The sequence below is a fragment of the Zarconia sp. genome (assembly GCF_057467645.1).
This window is the reverse complement of sequence record NZ_JBRJXU010000132.1, coordinates 29,566-50,299: the sequence shown is the minus strand read 5'-3', so window position 1 is coordinate 50,299 and position 20,734 is coordinate 29,566. Positions and strand designations below refer to the sequence as shown.

General features: G+C 52.8%; 15 protein-coding genes and 1 CRISPR repeat array. Of the genes, 9 read left to right on the top strand and 6 right to left on the bottom strand.

What is annotated here, in order from left to right:
- The first annotated feature begins 64 nt into the window (after positions 1 to 64).
- Positions 65 to 850, top strand: coding sequence for a 3-methyl-2-oxobutanoate hydroxymethyltransferase (gene panB, locus AC2215_RS20390; RefSeq protein WP_486811844.1), 786 nt, complete (start codon positions 65 to 67; stop codon positions 848 to 850).
- A 23-nt stretch (positions 851 to 873) separates the two neighbouring features.
- On the opposite strand, the gene AC2215_RS20385 is transcribed toward panB, so the two are convergent.
- Positions 874 to 1,371, bottom strand: coding sequence for a DUF3172 domain-containing protein (locus AC2215_RS20385; RefSeq protein ID WP_486811843.1), 498 nt, complete (start codon positions 1,369 to 1,371; stop codon positions 874 to 876).
- A gap of 510 nt (positions 1,372 to 1,881) precedes the next feature.
- On the opposite strand from AC2215_RS20385, the gene recR reads away from it, so the two are divergent.
- Complete coding sequence (recR, locus tag AC2215_RS20380) at positions 1,882 to 2,508, top strand: recombination mediator RecR (RefSeq protein ID WP_486811852.1); 627 nt, start codon at positions 1,882 to 1,884, stop codon at positions 2,506 to 2,508.
- A gap of 110 nt (positions 2,509 to 2,618) precedes the next feature.
- On the top strand, positions 2,619 to 4,769 hold the full coding sequence (locus AC2215_RS20375) for a polyribonucleotide nucleotidyltransferase (RefSeq protein ID WP_486811842.1): 2,151 nt from the start codon (positions 2,619 to 2,621) through the stop codon (positions 4,767 to 4,769).
- An 822-nt stretch (positions 4,770 to 5,591) separates the two neighbouring features.
- Here the strand turns inward: AC2215_RS20375 and fabD are convergent.
- From fabD to plsX, 3 genes are all read right to left on the bottom strand, one after another.
- Positions 5,592 to 6,473, bottom strand: a complete 882-nt coding sequence (fabD, locus tag AC2215_RS20370; protein ID WP_486811841.1) for an ACP S-malonyltransferase — start codon at positions 6,471 to 6,473, stop codon at positions 5,592 to 5,594.
- Positions 6,474 to 6,632: 159 nt separating this feature from the next.
- Positions 6,633 to 7,625, bottom strand: a complete 993-nt coding sequence (locus tag AC2215_RS20365; protein ID WP_486811840.1) for a beta-ketoacyl-ACP synthase III — start codon at positions 7,623 to 7,625, stop codon at positions 6,633 to 6,635.
- Positions 7,626 to 7,709: 84 nt separating this feature from the next.
- Positions 7,710 to 8,744, bottom strand: a complete 1,035-nt coding sequence (plsX, locus tag AC2215_RS20360) for a phosphate acyltransferase PlsX (protein ID WP_486811839.1) — start codon at positions 8,742 to 8,744, stop codon at positions 7,710 to 7,712.
- 123 nt (positions 8,745 to 8,867) lie between these two features.
- On the opposite strand from plsX, the gene AC2215_RS20355 reads away from it, so the two are divergent.
- Complete coding sequence (locus AC2215_RS20355) at positions 8,868 to 10,220, top strand: D-alanyl-D-alanine carboxypeptidase (RefSeq protein ID WP_486811838.1); 1,353 nt, start codon at positions 8,868 to 8,870, stop codon at positions 10,218 to 10,220.
- A 271-nt stretch (positions 10,221 to 10,491) separates the two neighbouring features.
- Positions 10,492 to 12,126 carry a DUF6930 domain-containing protein gene (locus AC2215_RS20350; protein WP_486811837.1) on the top strand — a complete coding sequence of 545 codons (1,635 nt, stop codon included), beginning with the start codon at positions 10,492 to 10,494 and terminating at the stop codon, positions 12,124 to 12,126.
- Positions 12,127 to 12,405: 279 nt separating this feature from the next.
- Here AC2215_RS20350 and AC2215_RS20345 read toward each other — a convergent pair whose 3' ends face one another.
- Entirely contained in the window at positions 12,406 to 14,709 is a 2,304-nt protein-coding gene (locus AC2215_RS20345) for a hypothetical protein (protein ID WP_486811836.1), read from the bottom strand.
- 234 nt (positions 14,710 to 14,943) lie between these two features.
- On the opposite strand from AC2215_RS20345, the gene AC2215_RS20340 reads away from it, so the two are divergent.
- Complete coding sequence (locus tag AC2215_RS20340) at positions 14,944 to 16,119, top strand: GNAT family N-acetyltransferase (protein ID WP_486811835.1); 1,176 nt, start codon at positions 14,944 to 14,946, stop codon at positions 16,117 to 16,119.
- Between the two features lie 671 nt (positions 16,120 to 16,790).
- Positions 16,791 to 17,195: a CRISPR direct-repeat array (repeat unit 36 nt; unit sequence CCCTACTGATTGGGTTAAATCAGATTAGTTGGAAAC).
- A gap of 79 nt (positions 17,196 to 17,274) precedes the next feature.
- Here AC2215_RS20340 and AC2215_RS20335 read toward each other — a convergent pair.
- Entirely contained in the window at positions 17,275 to 17,694 is a 420-nt protein-coding gene (locus AC2215_RS20335) for a hypothetical protein (protein ID WP_486811834.1), read from the bottom strand.
- Between the two features lie 428 nt (positions 17,695 to 18,122).
- Between AC2215_RS20335 and AC2215_RS20330 the strand changes: the two genes are divergently transcribed.
- The 3 genes from AC2215_RS20330 (at position 18,123) to hisC (ending at position 20,732) form a co-directional block, all read left to right on the top strand.
- Positions 18,123 to 18,263 (top strand): ATP-binding protein, encoded by a 141-nt coding sequence (locus AC2215_RS20330; RefSeq protein WP_486811833.1) that lies wholly within the window; start codon positions 18,123 to 18,125, stop codon positions 18,261 to 18,263.
- A 151-nt stretch (positions 18,264 to 18,414) separates the two neighbouring features.
- Positions 18,415 to 19,122: a ribulose-phosphate 3-epimerase gene (gene rpe, locus AC2215_RS20325; protein WP_486811832.1), complete on the top strand. Its 708-nt coding sequence runs from the start codon at positions 18,415 to 18,417 to the stop codon at positions 19,120 to 19,122.
- Between the two features lie 548 nt (positions 19,123 to 19,670).
- Positions 19,671 to 20,732: a histidinol-phosphate transaminase gene (hisC, locus tag AC2215_RS20320; RefSeq protein ID WP_486811831.1), complete on the top strand. Its 1,062-nt coding sequence runs from the start codon at positions 19,671 to 19,673 to the stop codon at positions 20,730 to 20,732.
- Positions 20,733 to 20,734 lie beyond the last annotated feature (2 nt).

Genomic DNA, 20,734 nt, shown 5'->3' with positions numbered 1-20,734 from the left:
ATAGATGCTTGGAAATTGACCGAGCGTTCGAAGGCTCGATCGATGTTGATATCTAAAAATTAAAATGGCGGTTACAATCAAAAAATTATTGCAGTGGAAACAGCAAAAACGTCCCATTGTCGCCCTGACGGCATGGGAATATTCGATCGCCCAAATCCTCGATGGAGCGGGCATCGATTTGCTGCTCGTCGGGGATTCAATGGCGATGGTTGCCCTGGGTTACGAGACGACGTTGCCCCTAACCCTCGATGAAACGATCCATCACGCCAAAGCTGTTTGCCGAGGCGTGAAAGAGGCTTTAGTCGTGGTTGATTTGCCTTTTTTAACCTATCAAGAGAGTCCCCAACAAGCAATGCATTCGGCCGGACGAGTGTTGAAAGAAACCGGCGCGCGAGGGGTGAAAGTCGAAGGGGGATATCCGGAAATGGCCGATACGGTGGCTCGATTGGTGCGGGCGGGAATACCGGTGATGGGGCATGTGGGTTTAACGCCGCAATCGGTGCATCAACTGGGCTACCGGCAGCAAGGGAAAACCGATGCCGATCGAGATCGCATCCTCGCCGAAGCCACTGCTCTCGAAACAGCGGGAGCCTTCGCTATCGTCTTAGAGCACATTTCTGATGATTTTGCAAGTGAAATTACCGAAAAACTGACGATTCCCACCATCGGTATCGGCGCGGGGAATAACTGCGACGGACAAATCCTCGTGACCCACGATTTGCTCGGACTCACCCAAAAACAACCACCCTTCGCCAAAGTGTATGCCAATTTGCGAAGGGTCGTGACCCAAGCTGTGGAAGAATATGCAAAAGAGGTACGCGATCGCACCTCTTCTCCATCCAATTCCTAGATCGAACCCGTCGCCGATGGGTTCTAGAACCGTTCCGTTTCCGGCGGTAAATCTCCCATTCCCGGTTGCAGGAAGCCGTTATCTTCTGCCGTATTTTGATAGATACATTGGACCTGGGGATTGTCTTCCAATCGCCCGGTATATCCGAAGGTATTCATCCGATTTTTACACTCGCGCACTTCCTGGGATGTGACTGCCTTCTGCCGTTCCAAAATGCTCCAGTTGTTGCTGCGCAGGACGCACCCCGGTTCCATACTCGGCTGAGCGACATACACGTTAAAGGGATTGAGGGTCAGGTAAACATGAGAACTGACCACCATCGCACTGGCGCCGTACTGAGTACAGACTTCCGGATTGGGGGCGCTGCGATCGAGAAATTCGCGGGAGGCAAAGTTCTGCGGGCTGAGATTTGCCGTCGAGCTAAACGCGATCCCGATGCCAATACCCAGAATAAAGATCCCGCCCATTAGGGCCAGGGAAATGTAGTTAAATGGTGATGAGGATTGTGGTTTGCGTCTCATACTAACCCGAAAAACTCGAATGAAAACTCGAATACAGCCGTTTGATTATCTATGATATACGCTTCGTTCTCATCCTGGGAATGTCGGGAATCTGGATGTCAGATGTCACAGATGGGACGATCCATTTCATTGAGACTTGCAACTGCGCAGATGAGGGAGGCCAGAGAATTAGGGGCAAGATGCTCCCACGAGGTATAGCGCTACGCGAAGCGGGAACAGGGAACGGGGAACGGGGAACAGTAGACTCTCGCAAGAGTTTCAGAATTTAGAAATGTCCTAACTAATTCGCGTAGTGCTATACGATCGATACGCTTCGGTGCAATCTTTTTGCTCTCGCTATATGGTGAGCGAGTCGAAAAATCACCCTTTTCCCCTTCGCCCTTTCCCTTTGACCCCAAGCAAGGGAGTTTTGGAAAATTAAGTCGCACATGGCGTATTGATTCTGCTTGTTCTCCCCAAGCTCCCCACGCCCCCGAGGCTCCCGTTGCTCCCTTCCCTGTCCTATACTAGATAGAATCTACAGCCACCCCAAGGAGGCTTCCCGTTTATACTCGCCCTCTCGCCCGTCTGATCGAGCAACTGCAACGCCTACCCGGTGTCGGGCCCAAAACAGCCCAGCGCCTTGCTTTACACATTCTCAACCGACCGGAATCGGAAGTTCAAGCCCTGGCTGCGGCCTTAATGGAGGCGAAAAAACAGGTGGGGTTGTGCAAAGTATGCTTTCACCTATCCGCCGAACCCGTCTGCGAAATTTGTCAGAATCCGAACCGCGATCGCAGTACAATTTGTGTGGTGAAAGATTCTCGCGATGTCATTGCTTTGGAGAAGACGCGGGAGTATCGGGGTCAATATCACGTTTTGGGCGGGGTGATTTCTCCGATGGATGGAATCGGACCCGAACAGATTAACGTCCAACCGTTGGTGCGACGAGTCACCGAGGGCAATACTCAAGAGGTGATTCTCGCCATCGACCCCAGTGTAGAAGGAGAAACAACAGCCCTCTATATTGCTGGGCTGCTCAAACCGTTTGTGCGAGTGACCCAAATTGCCTTTGGGCTGCCGATGGGCGGAGATTTGGAGTACGCCGACGAGGTGACGTTGGCACGAGCTTTGGAAGGACGACGAGAAATCTCCTAACGCCTCAGATGGCAAGGAAACTCGTCCCCACGGTTTATGGCTCAGGTGTTACGATTGCCTACAGACAAACAAGGAAAAGTCAGAAATATTAGGGAAGGAAGAAGTCCTGCATGAAAGAAATGGAAAAGTCGATATCCTTTGACGGACGGGATATTCGGCTCAAAGTTGGTATACTCGCCCCACAAGCTGGTGGTTCCGTCTTAGTGGAGTCGGGAGATACCTCTGTTTTAGTGACGGCAACCCGTTCGGGGGGAAGGGAAGGCATCGATTTTTTACCTTTGCTCGTCGATTACGAAGAGCGGTTGTATGCGGCCGGCAAAATCCCCGGAGGATTCTTGCGTCGTGAGGGTCGTCCCCCGGAAAAGGTCACCCTGACGAGCCGGTTAATCGATCGCCCCATGCGTCCTTTGTTTCCCCAGTGGATTCGGGATGACATTCAAATCGTGGCAACGACGCTGTCGATGGACGAACAGGTTCCTCCAGACGTACTTGCGGTAACGGGAGCATCGATCGCTGTCATTCTTGCCAAGATTCCCTTCTACGGACCGATGGCAGCCGTGCGAGTCGGCTTGCTTGGGGACGATTTTATCATCAATCCGACTTACGCTGAAATTCGAGAGGGAGATTTAGATTTGGTGGTGGCCGGTTCCCCCAATGGGGTGATTATGGTCGAAGCCGGAGCCAACCAGTTACCGGAACAGGATATCGTCGAGGCGATCGATTTCGGCTACGAAGCGGCTTGCGATCTGATTACCGCCCAGCGGGAGTTGATGGCTGATTTGGGTTTGGAGTTGGCAACCGAAGAACCGCCCGAAGTCGATACCACCCTCGAAACCTTCGTCCGGGAGAAAGCAACGACTCCCATCAAAAGCATTCTCTCGAACTTCGAGCATACGAAAAGCAGCCGAGATGAAGTTCTCGACGAGGTAAAGGAGTCGATTTCCGCCGCCATTGAAGAGTTGCCCGAAGAAGACCCCATTCGTGCGGCCACCACTGAAGATGCCAAAGCCTTGGGGAAAATTTTCAAATCGGTGACCAAGCAACTGATGCGATCGCAAATCGTGGAAGATGGCGTACGGGTCGATGGGCGCAAACTCGACCAAGTGCGGCCGATTTCGTGCAAAGTCGATCTCCTGCCGAAGCGGGTTCACGGCAGCGCCTTGTTCAATCGCGGTCTGACCCAAGTGTTCTCCCTGACGACCTTGGGAACGCCTGGAGACGCGCAAGACCTCGCCGACGACCTCCATCCCCAGGATGAGAAGCGCTACCTTCACCACTACAATTTCCCCCCCTATTCCGTGGGAGAAACGCGACCGATGCGATCGCCCGGTCGTCGGGAAATCGGCCACGGGGCGCTGGCGGAACGGGCGATACTCCCCGTCTTGCCGCCGAAAGAAGAGTTTCCCTACGTCATTCGCGTGGTCTCGGAAGTTCTTTCCTCCAACGGTTCTACTTCGATGGGGTCGGTGTGCGGTTCCACCCTTTCTCTGATGACCGCTGGCGTTCCTATCACTAAACCCGTTAGCGGGGCGGCTATGGGTCTGATTAAGGAAGGAGACGAAGTTCGCGTCCTCACCGATATCCAAGGGATTGAAGATTTCCTTGGGGATATGGATTTCAAGGTTGCCGGAACGGAAAAGGGGATTACGGCCTTGCAGATGGATATGAAGATTACCGGTTTATCCATGGAAACGGTGACTCAGGCCATCCATCAGGCAAAACCCGCCCGGATGCACATTTTAGACAAAATGTTAGAGGCGATCGATCAACCCCGCGAAGACTTGTCGCCGTTTGCCCCTCGATTGATGACGATGAAAATCGATCCCGAGCAAATTGGTATGGTAATCGGACCGGGTGGTAAAACCATCAAGGGAATTACCGAAGAAACCGGCTGCAAAATCGATATCGAGGATGATGGCACGATTACCATCTCTGCCATTGATGGCGATAAAGCGAAAAAAGCCCGTCGCATCCTCCAAGGCATGACTCGCAAGATCCAAGCGGGTGATGTCTTCGTGGGGCGCGTCACCCGGATTATTCCCATTGGTGCGTTCGTGGAGTTTCTCCCTGGAAAAGAAGGCATGGTTCACATTTCCCAGATTGCCGACTATCGCGTGGGTAAGGTGGAAGACGAACTGGCCGTGGGCGACGAAACCATCGTCAAAGTGCGGGAAATCGATAACAAAAACCGCATCAACCTCACTCGCTTGAACATCCATCCCGATGAAGCGGCTGCTGCTCGAAAGGCTGCGGAAGCTTAAGGAATACGGATAATGCGGTGTGCAACTGTTTGCGAGATTTTGAATTTAGGTCGTTGGAGCGACTCGAAATTTGGAGAGTCTCGCCAGTCGAAATGGAAAACGAAGAGTTTTAGACTTTTTAGACTTTAAGTTGCACATCACGTTCGTGGTTCATGGCAGATTGGGGAGTTGAAAATCGGGAAGAGAATGCACCCATAGTTTTCTCTTCCCGTACTTCCTTTTGTTGGCAATGACGAGCGATTGCAATGGGAGAAAATTCTCGCAGTTTGGGAGATGTCACAACCGCTCGGCGATCGAGATAGCCTCCGCTATGTTAGATCGAGTTCGGTTGAATACTGACAACGACCGTTGTGGTGCGAATTGGGGGCATCGAGAGCAACGTGCACATCGGGAGACACTTGAAGAAGAGATGGATCGGGTTCGCTTAATTGTCACGAATTATCCGAACTGGATGTTAGTCACGAACGGTGTTGCGATCGGGCGTTGCTGGGGAAGTGGGAGTCGAGAGCGACTGGTGTGAGATAGACGACCCTAACCGTAGCGGCGACTGGTAGAAAACCGAGATCTAGCCGTTCGTGCTGGTTTATTTAAGGTCAGTTCGGGTTAAGGATGCTTAAAAGTCCAGCGAGGCGATGTAGATTCGAGTTGTGGGTAGAAAAACCTCAAACCCCATCAGACTCCATCGACCCTCACGATGAGTTGTCATCCCCTACTCCGTCCCCTACACCCTACACCCGGTCACCCCACCTTCATCGGAAACTGTCCGATCCCGAACTGACGTTTATGTACACGATCGAAGAAACAAGTATTCCCCTTTCGCCCTTAAGCTGGTATATCCGCAATGCTGCTGACATTTTCTAATGCCATACCCGAACAAGTACGCTTAAGCAATCCAGCCAAGACTTTCCCGGGTCCGACTTCAACGGTTGCTTCTACGCCTTCTTCAGTCAACCGCAAGCAAATTTCCCGCCATCGCACCGAACCGGTCATTTGGCGCAGAAGGCGATCTTTGAGGAAGTTACCGTCAGTGGCTGGGGTGGGATCGACATTAGAAAGCACCGGAATTTTGGCATCGGCAAAAGCGATCGGGTTTAACACCTGTTGAAATTCCAAAGCAGCCGGAGCCATCAGGGGGGAATGAAATGCGCCGGAAACATCGAGTTTCACCGCTCGTTTGGCTTTCACTTGCCCGAGTACGGCGTCCAGAGCGGTGGGAGTCCCAGAAATGACGACTTGTTGGGCGCTGTTATCGTTGGCGAGGACAATTCCTTCCGTTTGTTGGATGAGGTCATCGAGTTGGGCGCGATCGAACTTCATCAAGGCGGCCATCTCCCCCCCAGCAGCGGTATCCATCAGTTCCGCGCGTCGTTTCACCAGTCGCAATCCGGTCTCGAAATCGATAACTCCAGCGGTATAGAGGGCGACGTATTCCCCCAAACTATGACCGGCGACAATATCGGGTTGGCGTCCTTTTTCTTTGAGCAAATCGACGAGAATCGTTTCGATCGCGTACAAACTCGGCTGCGTGTAGAGGGTACGGGAGAGTTTCTCCCCTCCTTCCTGGCACAGTTGCGAAACCGACCAACCCAGAATTTCTTGGGCCCGATCGAATTGAGTGCGGGCCGTGGGCATATCGAGTAAATCAACTCCCATACCTTTGGCTTGAGAACCTTGTCCGGGAAAGACCCACGCTGTTTTTGTCATTGGTTTACGAATGGCTAATGGCTAATGTCTAATGGTGGAGAGGGAATGGGGACAAGGGGGACAAGGGAGAGGGGGAAGACGAAGAAGTCGCGTCACAATTAGCCCATTGTCAATTGTCAATTGTCCATTGTCCATTGTCCATTGTCCATTCACGCTCGCCTATCGACCCCACTTAAAAATCGCCGCACCCCAAGTCAATCCCGCGCCAAAACCGGAGGTGGCGATCGTATCCCCCGGTTGAATTTTTCCACTGCGAACGGCTTCATCTAAGACCAGGGGAATCGATGCGGCGGAGGTATTGCCGTATTTGGCTAAATTACTCGGGACTTTGTCTTCGGGAATATTCAAGCGCTTGGCGACAGCATCGAGGATGCGCTGGTTGGCTTGGTGGAGGAGCAGCCAATCGATATCGGCGCTAGTGAGGTGAGCGCGAAATAGGGCTTTTTCGATCACTTCGGGCACTTTTTTGACGGCAAATTTGTACACCTCTTGACCGTTCATGGCGACGGGCTGATAGTTTCCCTTGATAACTGATATTTCTTGTGTAATGGGATGAGGCTGTCCTTGGAAAGCAACGTTGAGGCAGCCATTTTGAATCCCATCGCTGCGCATTTCAAACCCGAGGAGGTTATCGCGATCGCTCGCCTGTAGCACCACGGCCCCCGCGCCATCCCCAAACAGGACGCAAGTGCGGCGATCGCTCCAGTCCACCCACCGGGACATAATATCTGCCCCGATTAAGACCACATTGCGATAGACCCCCGTGCGGATGAATTGAGCGGCCGTCACCAATCCAAAGACGAATCCCGAACAGGCAGCCGTCAGATCGAATGCCACGGCTTGAGTGGCACCGAGTTGAGCTTGGATTTGGCTGGCCGAACCAAACAGATCGTCGGCGGTGGAGGTTGCCAGAACGATCAGATCGATTTGGTTAGGCGTTAACCCAGCCATGGCAATTGCCGATGCCGCCGCTTTTGCCCCCAGCTGCGATAGCGACTCCCCCGCACCAACGAGGCGACGCTCGCGAATCCCCGTGCGCGAGGCAATCCACTCATCGGAGGTCTCCACGATTTCGCTGAGTTGATGGTTGGTTAGGGAAGTTGCTGGAGAGGCCGCACCACTTCCGGTGATTGCAATGCCAGTTGTTGTCATTTGCGTGTTGTCATTTACCATTTGTTCTCGGTTTGGTTTTCCCGATGAAGTGGTGCGTTTTTGCCCAACGAGGCGCGGGATGTTCTACTGACCGCTAACCGGCTGCTCCATTCCGTAACGCTTGACCTCTTGGAGGTGTTGGAGAACCCGATTGTCAATGGCTTTCTTCGCCAAACGAACGGCATTCACAATAGTCGGAGACTGGGAACTGCCGTGACCGATAATACAAACTCCCGCCACACCGAGCAATAAACCGCCGCCGTGTTCGACATAATCGATCTGCTGGCGAATGCGCTTGATATTCGGGGCGAGCAGATCGCGATCGATTTTCGGATCGAGATCGGTTGTCAGTTCGCGCTGGCACACTTGCAGCATCACTTCACCGACGGCTTCGGCAAATTTCAGTAGGACGTTGCCCACAAACCCATCGCACACCACCACATCGAAGTTTCCCGAGAGAACATCTCGTCCTTCGGCGTTACCCACAAAAGGAATGCGCGGGTTATCCTGCAACATCTGATGGGAACGCAGGGCGAGATCGTTACCTTTGGAGGGTTCTTCGCCAATATTGAGCAGTCCCACCTTCGGCTCGGCGATACCCAAAACATCTTGAGAGTAGATGGTTCCCATTAAGGCAAACTGTTCCAAAAATTTCGGACGACAGTCGACATTCGCACCCACATCGAGAATGAGTGCTTGCTTGCCTGGAATGAGAGTGGGGAATACTGCCCCAATTGCCGGACGATCGATTCCCGGCAGACGACCCAAACGCAGCAGTGCCGAAGCCATCGTCGCACCGGAATGTCCGGCGGACACCACCGCATCGGCTTGCCCTTTCTTGACCAAGCTCATCGCCACGTTAATTGACGCTTTCGGCTTGCGTTTGACTCCGCTTAAGGCTTCCTCGTGCATATCGATCGCGCCTTCGGAAGGAACGATTTCGATCTCCGTGGAGGTTTGACATTTCTCGATCGAGGCTTCAATTGCATCGCGATCGCCCACGAGTAGAATCTCAACGTCAAGTTCTTCTTTTGCTTTTAATGCCCCCGCAACAATTTCATCGGGGGCATAGTCGCCACCCATCGCGTCTATTGCAATCCTTGCCCTTGTCGCTCCCATCGATCGAACTCTGTTGTATAAGCCTTCAAAATTTTACCAGAACGCCACTACGGCAAGGAGAAACCTGTCAGATTTGTTTGAATTTTCCCTGGGGTTAGCGGGGTTCGACTGACCGTGCCGCAAGTGCTACAACGACCTGTGGTACGCTGTCTGACGATGTTCGATCGCGAAAAATCCATGTTGCATCTATTTAGTTCGGGGGTTTTGTCTTTGTGGTTGCATGCAGTGGGAATCGAGATGCACTCCCTCGATACGGTCGCGTTTCAGGCTGGAGGCGCGGGATGGCTACTACCGCCAGCCACAGACGGGGCGACAGAAGCGACCCTGCAGCAATATTTACAACAACTTTCCGATCGCGGTTTAGATGCAACCTCGCAAGGGATTTGGATGCAGTCTCGCTTTCAGCCGATCGTCGATCGTCAGGGAACCGTTCCCCGCTCGGCGGCGTCGATTACGAAAGTTGCCACCACCCTAGCAGCTTTGAAAACCCAATCGCCTTCCCATCAGTTTGAAACGACGATTTCGGCGCGGGGAACCATCCGTAACGGTCGCCTGGATGGAGATTTGGTGATTCGAGGTGGAGGAGATCCCTTTTTCGTGTGGCCCGAGGCGATCGCTTTGGGGAACGCCCTCCAACAGATGGGAATTCGGACCATTTCCGGTCGGGCGATCGTCGAGAATGATTTTGCCATGAACTTCGAGTCCGATCCGCAACTGGTGGCAGACCTGCTCGCAGAAGCGTTCGATTCGCAAATCTGGTCGGAGACGGTGAAAGCCGAACATGAGAAGATGCCGTTGGGAACCCCAACACCCCAGATAATCATTGAAGGGCAAAACGTTAAGACTTCAGGGGAACTCATCCCCCTGATTCGACATCGGTCGCTACCCCTGCTGCATTTGCTCAAAGAAATGAATGTTGAAAGCCAAAACTTTATGGCCGAAACCATTGCATCGGCAGTTGGGGGGGCGTCGGTGGTACGTGCCAAAGCCGCTGCTGCTGCCGGGGTTCCCCTAGAGGAAATTCAGCTCGTCAACGGATCGGGGCTGAGTCCGGAAAATCGTATTTCCCCCCGCGCCGCCTGTGCGATGTTTGCTGCCATCGATCGACATTTAGCGACCTACGACCTGAATATCGGCGATGTGTTTCCCGTGGCGGGGTTAGATGTGGGAACCCTCGAAGATCGGACGATGCCTCGGGCCTCGGTGGTGAAAACGGGAACCCTGTGGAACGTGAGCGCTCTGGCGGGGGTTCTCCCCACCCGAGACCGGGGATTGGTGTGGTTTGCCATTCTCAACCAGGGCGGCGGCTATATCGAGGGATTTCGCGAGGGTCAAGATGCACTCCTCGAGACCCTACAGCTCGAATGGGGCGGTCAGGTTCCGCTCCCAGCTGCGATCGCCCCTCGAGGAACGTCTAAGGATCGAGCCAAGTATCTCGGGGCTGACGAGCGCAATCAACGACTGTTTGGAGGATAAGAGGGTCGCTCTCGGAGGCTTTTGGTAGCTCTTGGGGGCAGAGGAAGAGTCAACAGTGGGAGCATCTTGCGCCCGTTTCTCCCAATTCCACCGTTTCTCCCTCCCCTTGTCCCCTTATTACCTTGTCCCACTTATCACCCAACTTCCCGTCACAGAAAAAAATACGCCCAAATCAGGGGTAAGAGTCCCCCAGTGGTACAGTGTAAGAGCAAACGGGAAACGCGAGTACCAGCCTTCTTCCCCGTCCCCTATTTCCGTTGATGCGCGATCTATGACCACACTCCCCCAATCTACCCTTCGTCGCCTGCAACAACTGCCGCAAGTCCCGTGCGTGTGGGAAGGCGATCGCCGTCCGGTTGCCGCTCGTGACGAACTGGGGGTTCCAGCAACCGGAACTCACGGCGAGTGCATCTTATGGGTGGACGGCTCTCAAGGAATCGTCCGAGCCGTTGATATGGTTTCCGAAGAAACCGGCTTCGAAGCGATCGTGCGGGTGCTGTTGCGAGCGATGGAGCATCCCCACAATCGAGCGCAACCAGCCCGACCTCAAAAAATTGTGGTCAGCGATCGCGAAGTGTTGTTTTTCCTGCGGGGAGTTCTCCAAGACTTAGATATCACCCTCGAATACGTCCCGGACTTGCCGCTGATCGATGAAATTTTTCGCGGGTTTCAAGAGGTGGTTAACGTCCGTCCGCCTCAGTTGCCGCCCCAGTATTCTGAGCTCCTCGAACGGAGTGCGGGCGAGATTTGGCAGGACGCACCCTGGCATTTTTTGAGCGACCACCAAATTATTGGCATCGAACTCAACCGGTGGGATATTGAAACCCTCTATGCTTCCGTGTTGGGCATGTTGGGATTGGACTACGGTATCCTATTCTATCGCTCTCTGGATTCGTTAAAAAAATTCCGCGCGTCAGTGATGGAACGAGACTCGATGGAGCAGCTGGAAGCGGCTTTTTTGAGTCAGGATTGCTTGTTTTTAACCTATGAAAGCCTTGAAGAAGAATTTGACGAAGAACCCCACAGCGATTTAACGGATTTACCTTGGTCGGAAATCGAGCCGACTTTCGGGAATTTACACCCCCTTGAAGGATTGCGCTCTTTTCTTTACGATGACGAAGCGATGGCTATTTGGGTAGCGCTCCAAGCATTGCATCGTTTCTTTAGATCGCACCATCGGAAACTGCGCGGCGATACCTTCGAATCTTGTCGGGGCAGCTATAAAATCGATCTGCCCGCGCCCAGTGGGTCTCAACAATCCTCGATGCGGGTCAATGTCTCCACGCTTCCCAAACTGGCAAACGAGCTATTTGACATCGTACGAGATGGAGAAGAATCCGAAGATCGGTTCGAGGAAGTTCCATTCCCCGTTCTGAATGAAGATTTGGTACCCCCCAAGGCACTGCTGGTGTTGGAGGTGATGCCGTGGTCGGAAATCGAGTCCTTAAGTCACAGCATCGGCTGCTACGGAGACGCGGATTTCGATCGCGCTGGACCGGGGTTACCGGTACTGACGATTCAGACAACCCGCCCGAAGGCCAAGCGCTTTATTGAGGAGATCGAAGCGGCTGGGGGACTGCGGGGACTGTGCTTCAATCCTGGGGAAAATCCTTTTGAAGATGAGTTCTACGATTTGGGGATTCTGCAAACTGGCGACGAAGGGTTGCATTTATTTGGAGAGTTCGATCGCGAAGATACAGTGTATTTACGATCGCGCCAGCGATGGGAAGTGGCCGTCGAAGCCACTCAAGGTTATTGCGGCGTGATGGTGGCTATGGGCGCAACGGGGGCGGCGCGGGGCAATCCCCAGCCCAAAGATATTATGGCATTATTCACATTGCGATCGATTACCCCGGAAGAATTGGGGTTGGGACCGTTGCAGTTGATGCCGATGTTGTCTTATTAGACATCTGGAGGAAAAGAGGGAACGGGGAACAGGGAACGGGGGTGAAAATTGATGGCAATTTGAATTTTCTCCAGATGTCTATTAAACGCCCGTTGAGGATTGGATTGTTTCTGGCGAAGGTGGGGGCTCGGGAACGAGAGTAGAGCTACCCAAGCCATACTTATGATATTTTGTCAAGATAGTCGCTCTCGAGCGAGGGGATCGAAGTTGTAGGAGTCAGCAACCCTGTAGCCGATCGGCATGGCAACGCCCTTCACTCCTACAGCAACCTCAGTTTGGCTAGGTTAACGGTTCGCCAAAATTCACCACCGGCGGTTTCTTCTGTTCCGGGGTTTTGGGCGGCGTGACGGGTTCGGGTTCGACGTACTCGGGTTCGGGTTCGACGTACTCGGGTTCGGTGTAAGCCGGTTCGGTGTAAGCCGGTTCGACGTACTCGGGTTCGGTGTAAGCCGGTTCGACGTACTCGGGTTCGGTGTAAGCCGGTTCGGTGTAAGCCGGCTCCACGTATTCCTGTGCCGGCGGTGTCGCATTCAAAAGACCGACCCAATCCTGAATCTGAGTTTGGGCGCGATCGTAAAGAGTGCTATCTGGGGGAATTTGCTCGGCGGCGGAAATAGCCGCTGAGAGGTCAGACCAAGACAAATCCTGAGCAATTCCCCACAATTGCTGGCTCCACTGCTGGATATTACGATCGGCCTGGGCGCGCCAGGTACTGCCAAAGGAAATCTGACTGGCGGTGCGAATGGCCGAAGACAGACCTTCGGTGGTTCCAGCATTGGCGAGGACGTTGGCATCTTCGAGGTTTTTGCGATCGCTCGCGTCGGTTTGCCAACTGTAAATCGAATCTTGAGCCTCACCGTAGAGGGGACTCGCCGGAGAAACGCGGGCGGCGACTTCGATGGCGCGACGGGTATCTCCGGAGTTCGCTAACGCTGCGGCCCGATCTAAAATCGGTCGATCTTGCTGGAAGGCGATTTCCGCTTGCCAGCTTTGGATATCCTCCTGAGCTTCCCCGTACAGCGCTCGCGAGACGCCAATCTGACCGGCGAGATCGATGGCTTCCCGTAACGATTTCGTGTCGCCGCGACGGGCGAGTTGGCGCGCCCGAGTGAGAGTGGGTCGATCTTGAATGGTTTCGATTTCTCCGCGCCAGTTTTGTACTTCTTCCTGGGCGACATCCCACAGGGGGTTCTCCGTGGGAATGCGCTGGGCTTGGGCGATGGCTGAGGTCAAATCGGTGACACTGCCGGTGCGGGCAAAATCTCGGGCCCGTTCGAGGACGGCTACCTGTTCGATCGATTGCTGCCAGCGTGCAATTGATTGCTGGGCCCGATTGTAGAGGGGGCTGTCGGGTCCGATGCGCTGGGCTTGTTTGATCGCGTTTTCCAAACTTCCCACCGTCGGCCGCCAGGATTGAGATTCGGCGCGGGCGAGGGTCACAAAGGCTCGCGCTTCGTCCTTGAGGTTGGTACTTTCAGGAACGCGACGGGCGATGGCAATTGCTTGAGATAAATTTCTGGCATCGAGGGCGCCTTCGGCTAAGTTCATCATCTCGCGCCCGTATTCTTCGATGGTTTTGCGGGCGGTTTGATAGACGTAACTCTCGACTCCCACCGCTTCTAAGGTTTCGATCGCCTCAGTCAGGTTCTCCACGCTACCCCCTGAGGCTAAATCCTTCGCTTTGGAGAGTTTTCCCGCATCGACCCGCGCCGCTTGAATGGTTTCAGTGGCTTCTTGGTATTTGGTGGTTTCCCAATAGGTATTCCTGACAGAGAGGAGTTTAGTGGCATGACGAAAAGCGGTCGCCCAGTTTTGCTGGCGCAGTTCGTCTTCGACATCCTTGTAAATATTCTCTGCCCCCGTCCAAATTTCCTGCCAACGTTCGATCCGCTCTTTAATCGTTTGGGCATTGGCGCGGGAACCTTCGCTGGTGGGAACTCGACGCGCAACGGCGATCGCTTCGGCGAGTTTTCCCGTCTGGAAGTTCTCTTCGGCGAGATTGAGAATTTCTTGAGTCCACTCTTCCAGGCTTTGGTTGAGGGTTCCTCGCAGGGCATGGTCGGCCGGCAGCGCATCTACTAGGGCGATCGCTTCGAGGAGATCGTCCACGGTTTTCTTCTGGGCGGCTACTTGGGCGCAGTAGAGGCGCATGGAAGCCGAAGCCAGGGGCCAGAACATCGACGGACAATTGGGGAGGGAGGGAAGCTTCAACAGCAGCGCGACGGCACTAAAACCCGCACCGCCAAACCCCAAACACACCAGCAACACCCAAACCTGCCAGCTGGGCCAGCCAATGGAGAGTCTAAACCGTGGAGTGGGCTCTGGGGAATCGGTTTTGAGGGTTGAGGCCCGAGGGGAAGAAATAGGCACGGGAGGCGGAAGCGTACTGACGGAACCTGAAGACTTGTGAAGGGACTCTGGAGTGGGTGAGTCCTTGGGGGCAGCCAAAGCGCGATCGACGGAGGCGCGATACCCGGATTTCGATGTCGAATCCGATGGCGATGCGGAGGATTTGCCGTTCTCCTGAGTTTCGGTGGGTGAATCTTCCGCCCACCAGTCGGGAATTTCTCGTTTGCTCGTCATTACCCACACCTCACGACTCGTATTCGCCCTAGTTGGGGCTGGGAACCTATAATCGTAGACATCGTACCCTTCTTATTGCTAAAAAGCCAGACTCCCACCGGAGGATTTTCGATCGAAACCCGACTACACCGCCACGATCGCCGATTCCAGAATTTGGTTCGTTACCGGCAGACAAAAATCCATTTGTCGTTCACACTCTAGGAAGTGACTACAACGCCTGTCTTGGTATTGTCTATGCTAGAACCCCTCAAATCCAGTTATTCCTCAGTCTGGATCGATCGGATTGCCGAAGTACCTCAGTCGGCTTGGGATGCCCTGGCGCAACCGTTGAAAACCCCCTTTTTCGAGTGGGATTGGCTGCACAACATGGAAGCCTCTGGCAGTACCACCGCCAAAACCGGTTGGCTGCCGAATCATTTGACGGTGTGGCGCGATCGCACTCTAGTGGCGGCTGCTCCTCTGTACGTGAAAGGTCACAGCTACGGCGAGTTCGTCTTCGACCACCAGTTTGCGGATTTATCGGAACGGTTGGGGATTGACTACTATCCCAAGTTGCTGGGGATGAGTCCGTTTACCCCGGCAGAAGGGTATCGATTTTTAATCGCGCCGGGGGAAGATGAGGTGGCACTCACGGCGATGATGGTCAACCAAATCGATCGATTTTGCGATCGCCACGGCATTTCCGGGTGTCATTTTCTCTACGTCGATCCCGAATGGCAGCCGATCCTCGAAGCCAATGGGTTTAGTAAGTGGTTGCACCACAGTTATATCTGGCAAAATCAGGGGTTTGAGACCTTTGATGATTATTTAAAAGTATTTAATGCCAACCAGCGCCGGAATATCAAACGGGAACGAAAGGCGGTGACAAAGGTGGGTTTAAAACTACAAACTTTAACCGGCGATGACATTCCCCATTCCCTGTTTTCTTTGATGTATCGTTTTTACGAAAGTACCTGCGATAAATTTGGCTGGTGGGGGAGTAAATATCTCACGCCGAAGTTTTTCGATCGCCTCCACCATAACTATCGCCATCGCACGGTGTTTGTAGCTGCCTACGACGAACATGACGAGCGCACGCCGATGGGGATGTCCTTTTGCCTGACGAAGGGCGATCGCCTCTACGGTCGCTATTGGGGCAGTTCTCGGGATATCGATTGTTTGCATTTCGACGTGTGCTACTATTCCCCGATCGAATGGGCGATCGCTAACGACATTCAAACCTTCGATCCGGGGGCGGGAGGACGGCACAAAAAACGGCGTGGCTTTCCGGCAACCCCCAACCACAGCTATCATCGTTTCTACCATCCCAAACTCCAGCAAATATTGCTCCCCTACTTGCGAGAAGTCAATTCCATGGAACAGCAGCAAATTGAGGGAATAAATCAGGATTTACCTTTTTCCCAGGGATGATTTTATTTTTAACGTCAGTTCGGGATAACAGTTTCCGGTGAGGATGGGGTGTGGGGTGTGGGGTGTGGGGTGTAGTGGGAATGGAATCTCATAGAACTGCCTCCGTTGACACATTTTCTCCAATGTGGAGATAGCCCTTTCCACACATGACCTGAATTTACCTCACCGCACCACTTCTCGACAATCCTTAACCCGAACTGACGTATTTTTAGGAAAGTCCCCCTTCCAGGCTTGAACGTTGGTGTTTCTCGCTCGATTTTTCTCGAAGTTCAATCGCTCGAATCTTTACCCAATTTAGATTTCAGGGTTTTGTTATCGATGCTGGCGTTATCGGATGATTCTACAACTGCGCGAATTTTGCCTGTTTTTGAGTCGATCGTCCGTCGAGGTGCGCGGAGGTCTTTTGAGGTAGATACCGGTCGCTTTCAAAATGAATGTAGCTCTGACGGGGTGAGGGATTTGGCGGTTCAAGCTTCTCAAGTCAGACAATTACGCGCACCTCAGGCAATCGCCGAAACCCCTATTTTCTCGTTTAGGTGCGTGTATACTAGATGGGGCAAGGGTTTGAGGGGTATTTTTGTAAGTTTTGCACGGTTGATTTATACTACCGGCAGGGGGTGCGTGAAATTGACGCTCGCAACCCTTACTCTGTCTGGGCTGCCAGACGAACACCCTACTGATTAGGTTAAATCAGATTAGTTGGAAACTTTGCATTGTGGATAGCGCCGCGATGGCGCTTTTTCCCTACTGATTGGGTTAAATCAGATTAGTTGGAAACATTGCTACAGGGATACCGCCCTTTCTCTGGGCGAACCCCTACTGATTGGGTTAAATCAGATTAGTTGGAAACCAAATTGCGGCACCTCAATTTCATCTTCCGGGGAACGACAACCCTACTGATTGGGTTAAATCAGATTAGTTGGAAACGCCATAGACCGAAGCAGGATCTTAAGCTCGTTAGTGCCCGTACTGATTGGGTTAAATCAGATTAGTTGGAAACGACTCGAAGTATTTAGTGTCGGGAGCTTTGCCGAGATTTCCCCTACTGATTGGGTTAAATCAGATTAGTTGAAACCTAAAAAATTCCAAAAAGAAAGAGCCAAGTCCTGAAAACTTCGCTCTTTTTTTTTCGAGATTCAACGATCGAACAGAAATCTATGGATTTGCTGAAACCGATAAAGTATAGTTTTCATCAGCCCCAATCCGATCGCCGACGAAGATCGAGTAGGTTCCCGCTTCCCAATATCCCGACTGTTGGGGGTCTCGGGGCGCGCAAAATTCTCCCCCCGGCCCTCTGACGAGCAACGTCAGGTTTTCCGTACCATTCACCCAGACTCTCAGGTAGTCGAAATCGTCCGTGAGGATGAGTTCGTGGTTGGGGATGTCAGAAATGTAGCCGCAATTGCCGCTTTCGGACGTGCCGCCCGCAATGCCGGTAACTGAGGTGGGTTCGGCAAATCCCGGCGACAGTTCCAGGGTTTGGCTAACAGCCATTCTCGGGGTGGCAAACGTCATGGCAATCGCCGCAGACATCGCGGCAGTCGCAACTGCCAGATAGCGCGTGAGTCTTTTCATGATTTACTCCTCGGGTTCACAAATGTACGAAGTCCCCAATAATCGATCGGGAAACTCCAGATAACGTGTTGGCAGTGCGGTCCCGATTCAGAAGGGGTTGAAGCCAAATGATTCGGAAACTCCCGAATCTTGGGGTGGCGATACTCTCTCGTCCGGGTATTTCCATCCTCGTTCCGGCACGTTGAGGCGAAATACGCTTCGGCGCGATCGAGTTTTCTTCACTTTCTCTAGTTCAATTGTCGCGCTCCCAGAAAAAATTGGAGGTGGGGATGTGACACTTCAGGGCCGCAGGGGGTAGAGGAGCGGGGGAAGCAAGGGGAAGCAGGGGAAGTCGGGAAAGAGCATTATCGGTTCTGCGAACGTTCGTCACCGATGACGGTTTGGGTATCGATCGTGCTGAGTGGGGAAAAATTTTTGAGATTTTTCAAATGTTAAAATCTCACGATCGAGTTGAGAGTACCGGCATCAGTTTTGCGATCGTCAAAAGAACTGTAGAAGCCGAAGAGGATGAGAGTTTTGTTGAGTCTGAAGTGGGACGGGGAAGAGGTTTCGATCGACCTGACAGATAGAACCCCCTTCTGTTGACTCTGGGAATCCTAGAGGCGATCGCTAGCCTCCATAACTACAACTTAATGTTGTTGTGAAGAGTATTACGATACAAAATTTGTTAAAATTTTCTAAACATTTATATACCGACTAAAACCGGGGAGAACACCAAGTATGGCAGCATCGAAAAAGCAAACCGTTATTTCTCCGTCAATTCTATCCGCAGACTTCAGCCGCTTGGGAGAAGAAATCCAGGCCGTCGATCGTGCCGGTGCCGATTGGATTCACGTTGATGTGATGGACGGTCGTTTCGTTCCCAACATCACCATTGGACCGTTAATTGTGAAAGCAATTCGTCCGGTGACTCAAAAGCCTCTTGACGTTCACTTAATGATCGTCGAACCGGAAAAGTACGTCGAGGATTTCGCCAAAGCCGGTGCTGATATTATCTCCGTTCATGCCGAGCACAACGCCTCGCCTCACCTCCACCGCACCCTCGGTCAAATTCGCGAATTAGGCAAACAAGCTGGTGTGGTTCTCAACCCCGGCACGCCCCTAGAACTCATAGATTACGTTCTAGAATTATGCGACCTCATCTTAATTATGAGCGTAAACCCCGGTTTCGGCGGTCAAAGCTTTATTCCCGAAGTGGTACCCAAAATTCGCAAGTTGCGTCAGATGTGCGACGAACGGGGACTCGATCCTTGGATTGAAGTGGATGGCGGCTTAAAAGTGAACAATACCTGGCAAGTTTTGGAAGCCGGTGCAAATGCGATCGTTGCCGGTTCTGCCGTCTTCAACGCACCAGACTATGCCGAAGCCATTTCAGGGATTCGCAACAGCAAGCGTCCGGCTTCGGAACCGGCACTCGCTGCGGTGTAATAACTCTTGAACCCAATTAGAGACGATCGCGGTCTCTATTCAAATCGATATCCAACGTCCTCTAGCTGAACGAATAGAGGACGTTGTTTTGTTTGGGCGAGTATTGCCATGGATTTTTGGAGGCAAAGAGGGAATGGGAAACTTCGGATCTGCGGTGAAAACTGATGATTTTAAGCTCACACGCGACACGCCACCCTCGGCGGATACTCTGACAATTCTAAATATAGCGCTACGCGAAGCGGGAACAGGGAACGGGGAACGGGGAACAGTAGACTCTCAGATAGTTTCAGGATTTATAAATGTCCTAACTAATTTGCGTAGTGCTATACAGCTATAGCCTGTATTATTCATGAGGTTTTACGAAAATTCTTTAAAGCCTTACCTAGCAAGCCCACTAAGAATTCACACGATAGCCGTGGTCTTTCTCCCCCTGCTTCCCCTGCTCCCCCAGCCTCCCCTACCCACGGTCACTTGTGCCCTAATCGATATGGCTACTGCTATAGGGGATTCGATCGGATAAAATTCTCATTGAAGTCTTAGACCGTGACATGAGCACTTATTTTCGCCCCTCCGTTGATGCCTTAGCCGCTTACGTTCCCGGCGAGCAACCCGCCGCAGATCGACGAGTCATTAAACTCAACACCAACGAAAACCCCTATCCTCCATCTCCCAAAGCCCTGAAAGTACTCCAAGAGATTTCTGGGGAATTACTGCGACGCTACCCGCACCCCATGGCCCGGGAATTTTGCCAAGCGGCCAGTCAGGTTTTGGGAGTTCCCGCCGATTGGATTTTGGTGGGGAACGGCAGCGACGATTTGTTGACGATGATTATTCGGGCTTGCACCGAACCGGGGCGAAGTGTGGTGTATCCGATGCCCACCTATGTTTTGTATCGGACGCTGGCCCAGATTCAAACGGCGGACGTGGTGGAAGTGCCCTATCCCGAAGACTACACCTTACCCGTCGATGCCTTAGTTGCCGCCGGAGGGGCCGTTACCTTTATCGCCTCCCCCAACAGTCCTTCGGGAACGGGAATTCCCATCGAATTGCTCGACAAACTGGCTTCCCAACTCACGGGGGTTTTGGTTATCGATGAAGCCTACGTAGATTTTGCCGAAACCAGCGCCTTGGAACTGGTGAAACGCCACGAGAATGCGATAGTTTTGAGAACCCTTTCGAAGGGGTACTCTTTGGCGGGATTGCGATTGGGTTTTGGGATTGCTAACCCGACTCTCCTCTCGGGGTTGATTAAAGTCAAAGATAGCTACAACGTCGATGCCGTTGCCTGTGCCGTGGGGGCTGCGGCAATTTTAGATGACGAGTACAAGGAACGAAATGCCGAAAAAGTGAAGGCATCGCGAGGAGAGGTGGCTGCGTCTCTGGAAAAATTGGGGTTCGAGATCTGGCCGTCTCAAACCAACTTTTTACTGGTGCGCGTCCCCGAATCGGTGAGTGCCGAATGGCTGTACCAACAGCTCAAAGAACGGGGCATTTTGGTGCGATACTTCCAACAGTCTCGCCTGTCGGATAAACTGCGGATTACGATCGGTACGCCGGAGGAGAATGCCGCCCTTCTCGAAAATTTGTCGGCGCTGCTAGAGTCAGCTTAATT

Excerpts from the sequence above, each read along its gene's own strand:
- panB (WP_486811844.1), top strand. The coding sequence starts at position 65 with ATGGCGGTTACAATCAAAAAATTATTGCAGTGGAAACAGCAAAAACGT.
- AC2215_RS20385 (WP_486811843.1), bottom strand. The coding sequence starts at position 1,371 with ATGAGACGCAAACCACAATCCTCATCACCATTTAACTACATTTCCCTG.
- AC2215_RS20375 (WP_486811842.1), top strand. The coding sequence starts at position 2,619 with ATGAAAGAAATGGAAAAGTCGATATCCTTTGACGGACGGGATATTCGG.
- fabD (WP_486811841.1), bottom strand. The coding sequence starts at position 6,473 with ATGACAAAAACAGCGTGGGTCTTTCCCGGACAAGGTTCTCAAGCCAAA.
- AC2215_RS20365 (WP_486811840.1), bottom strand. The coding sequence starts at position 7,625 with ATGACAACAACTGGCATTGCAATCACCGGAAGTGGTGCGGCCTCTCCA.
- plsX (WP_486811839.1), bottom strand. The coding sequence starts at position 8,744 with ATGGGAGCGACAAGGGCAAGGATTGCAATAGACGCGATGGGTGGCGAC.
- AC2215_RS20350 (WP_486811837.1), top strand. The coding sequence starts at position 10,492 with ATGACCACACTCCCCCAATCTACCCTTCGTCGCCTGCAACAACTGCCG.
- AC2215_RS20345 (WP_486811836.1), bottom strand. The coding sequence starts at position 14,709 with ATGACGAGCAAACGAGAAATTCCCGACTGGTGGGCGGAAGATTCACCC.
- AC2215_RS20340 (WP_486811835.1), top strand. The coding sequence starts at position 14,944 with ATGCTAGAACCCCTCAAATCCAGTTATTCCTCAGTCTGGATCGATCGG.
- AC2215_RS20335 (WP_486811834.1), bottom strand. The coding sequence starts at position 17,694 with ATGAAAAGACTCACGCGCTATCTGGCAGTTGCGACTGCCGCGATGTCT.
- AC2215_RS20330 (WP_486811833.1), top strand. The coding sequence starts at position 18,123 with ATGTTAAAATCTCACGATCGAGTTGAGAGTACCGGCATCAGTTTTGCG.
- rpe (WP_486811832.1), top strand. The coding sequence starts at position 18,415 with ATGGCAGCATCGAAAAAGCAAACCGTTATTTCTCCGTCAATTCTATCC.
- hisC (WP_486811831.1), top strand. The coding sequence starts at position 19,671 with ATGAGCACTTATTTTCGCCCCTCCGTTGATGCCTTAGCCGCTTACGTT.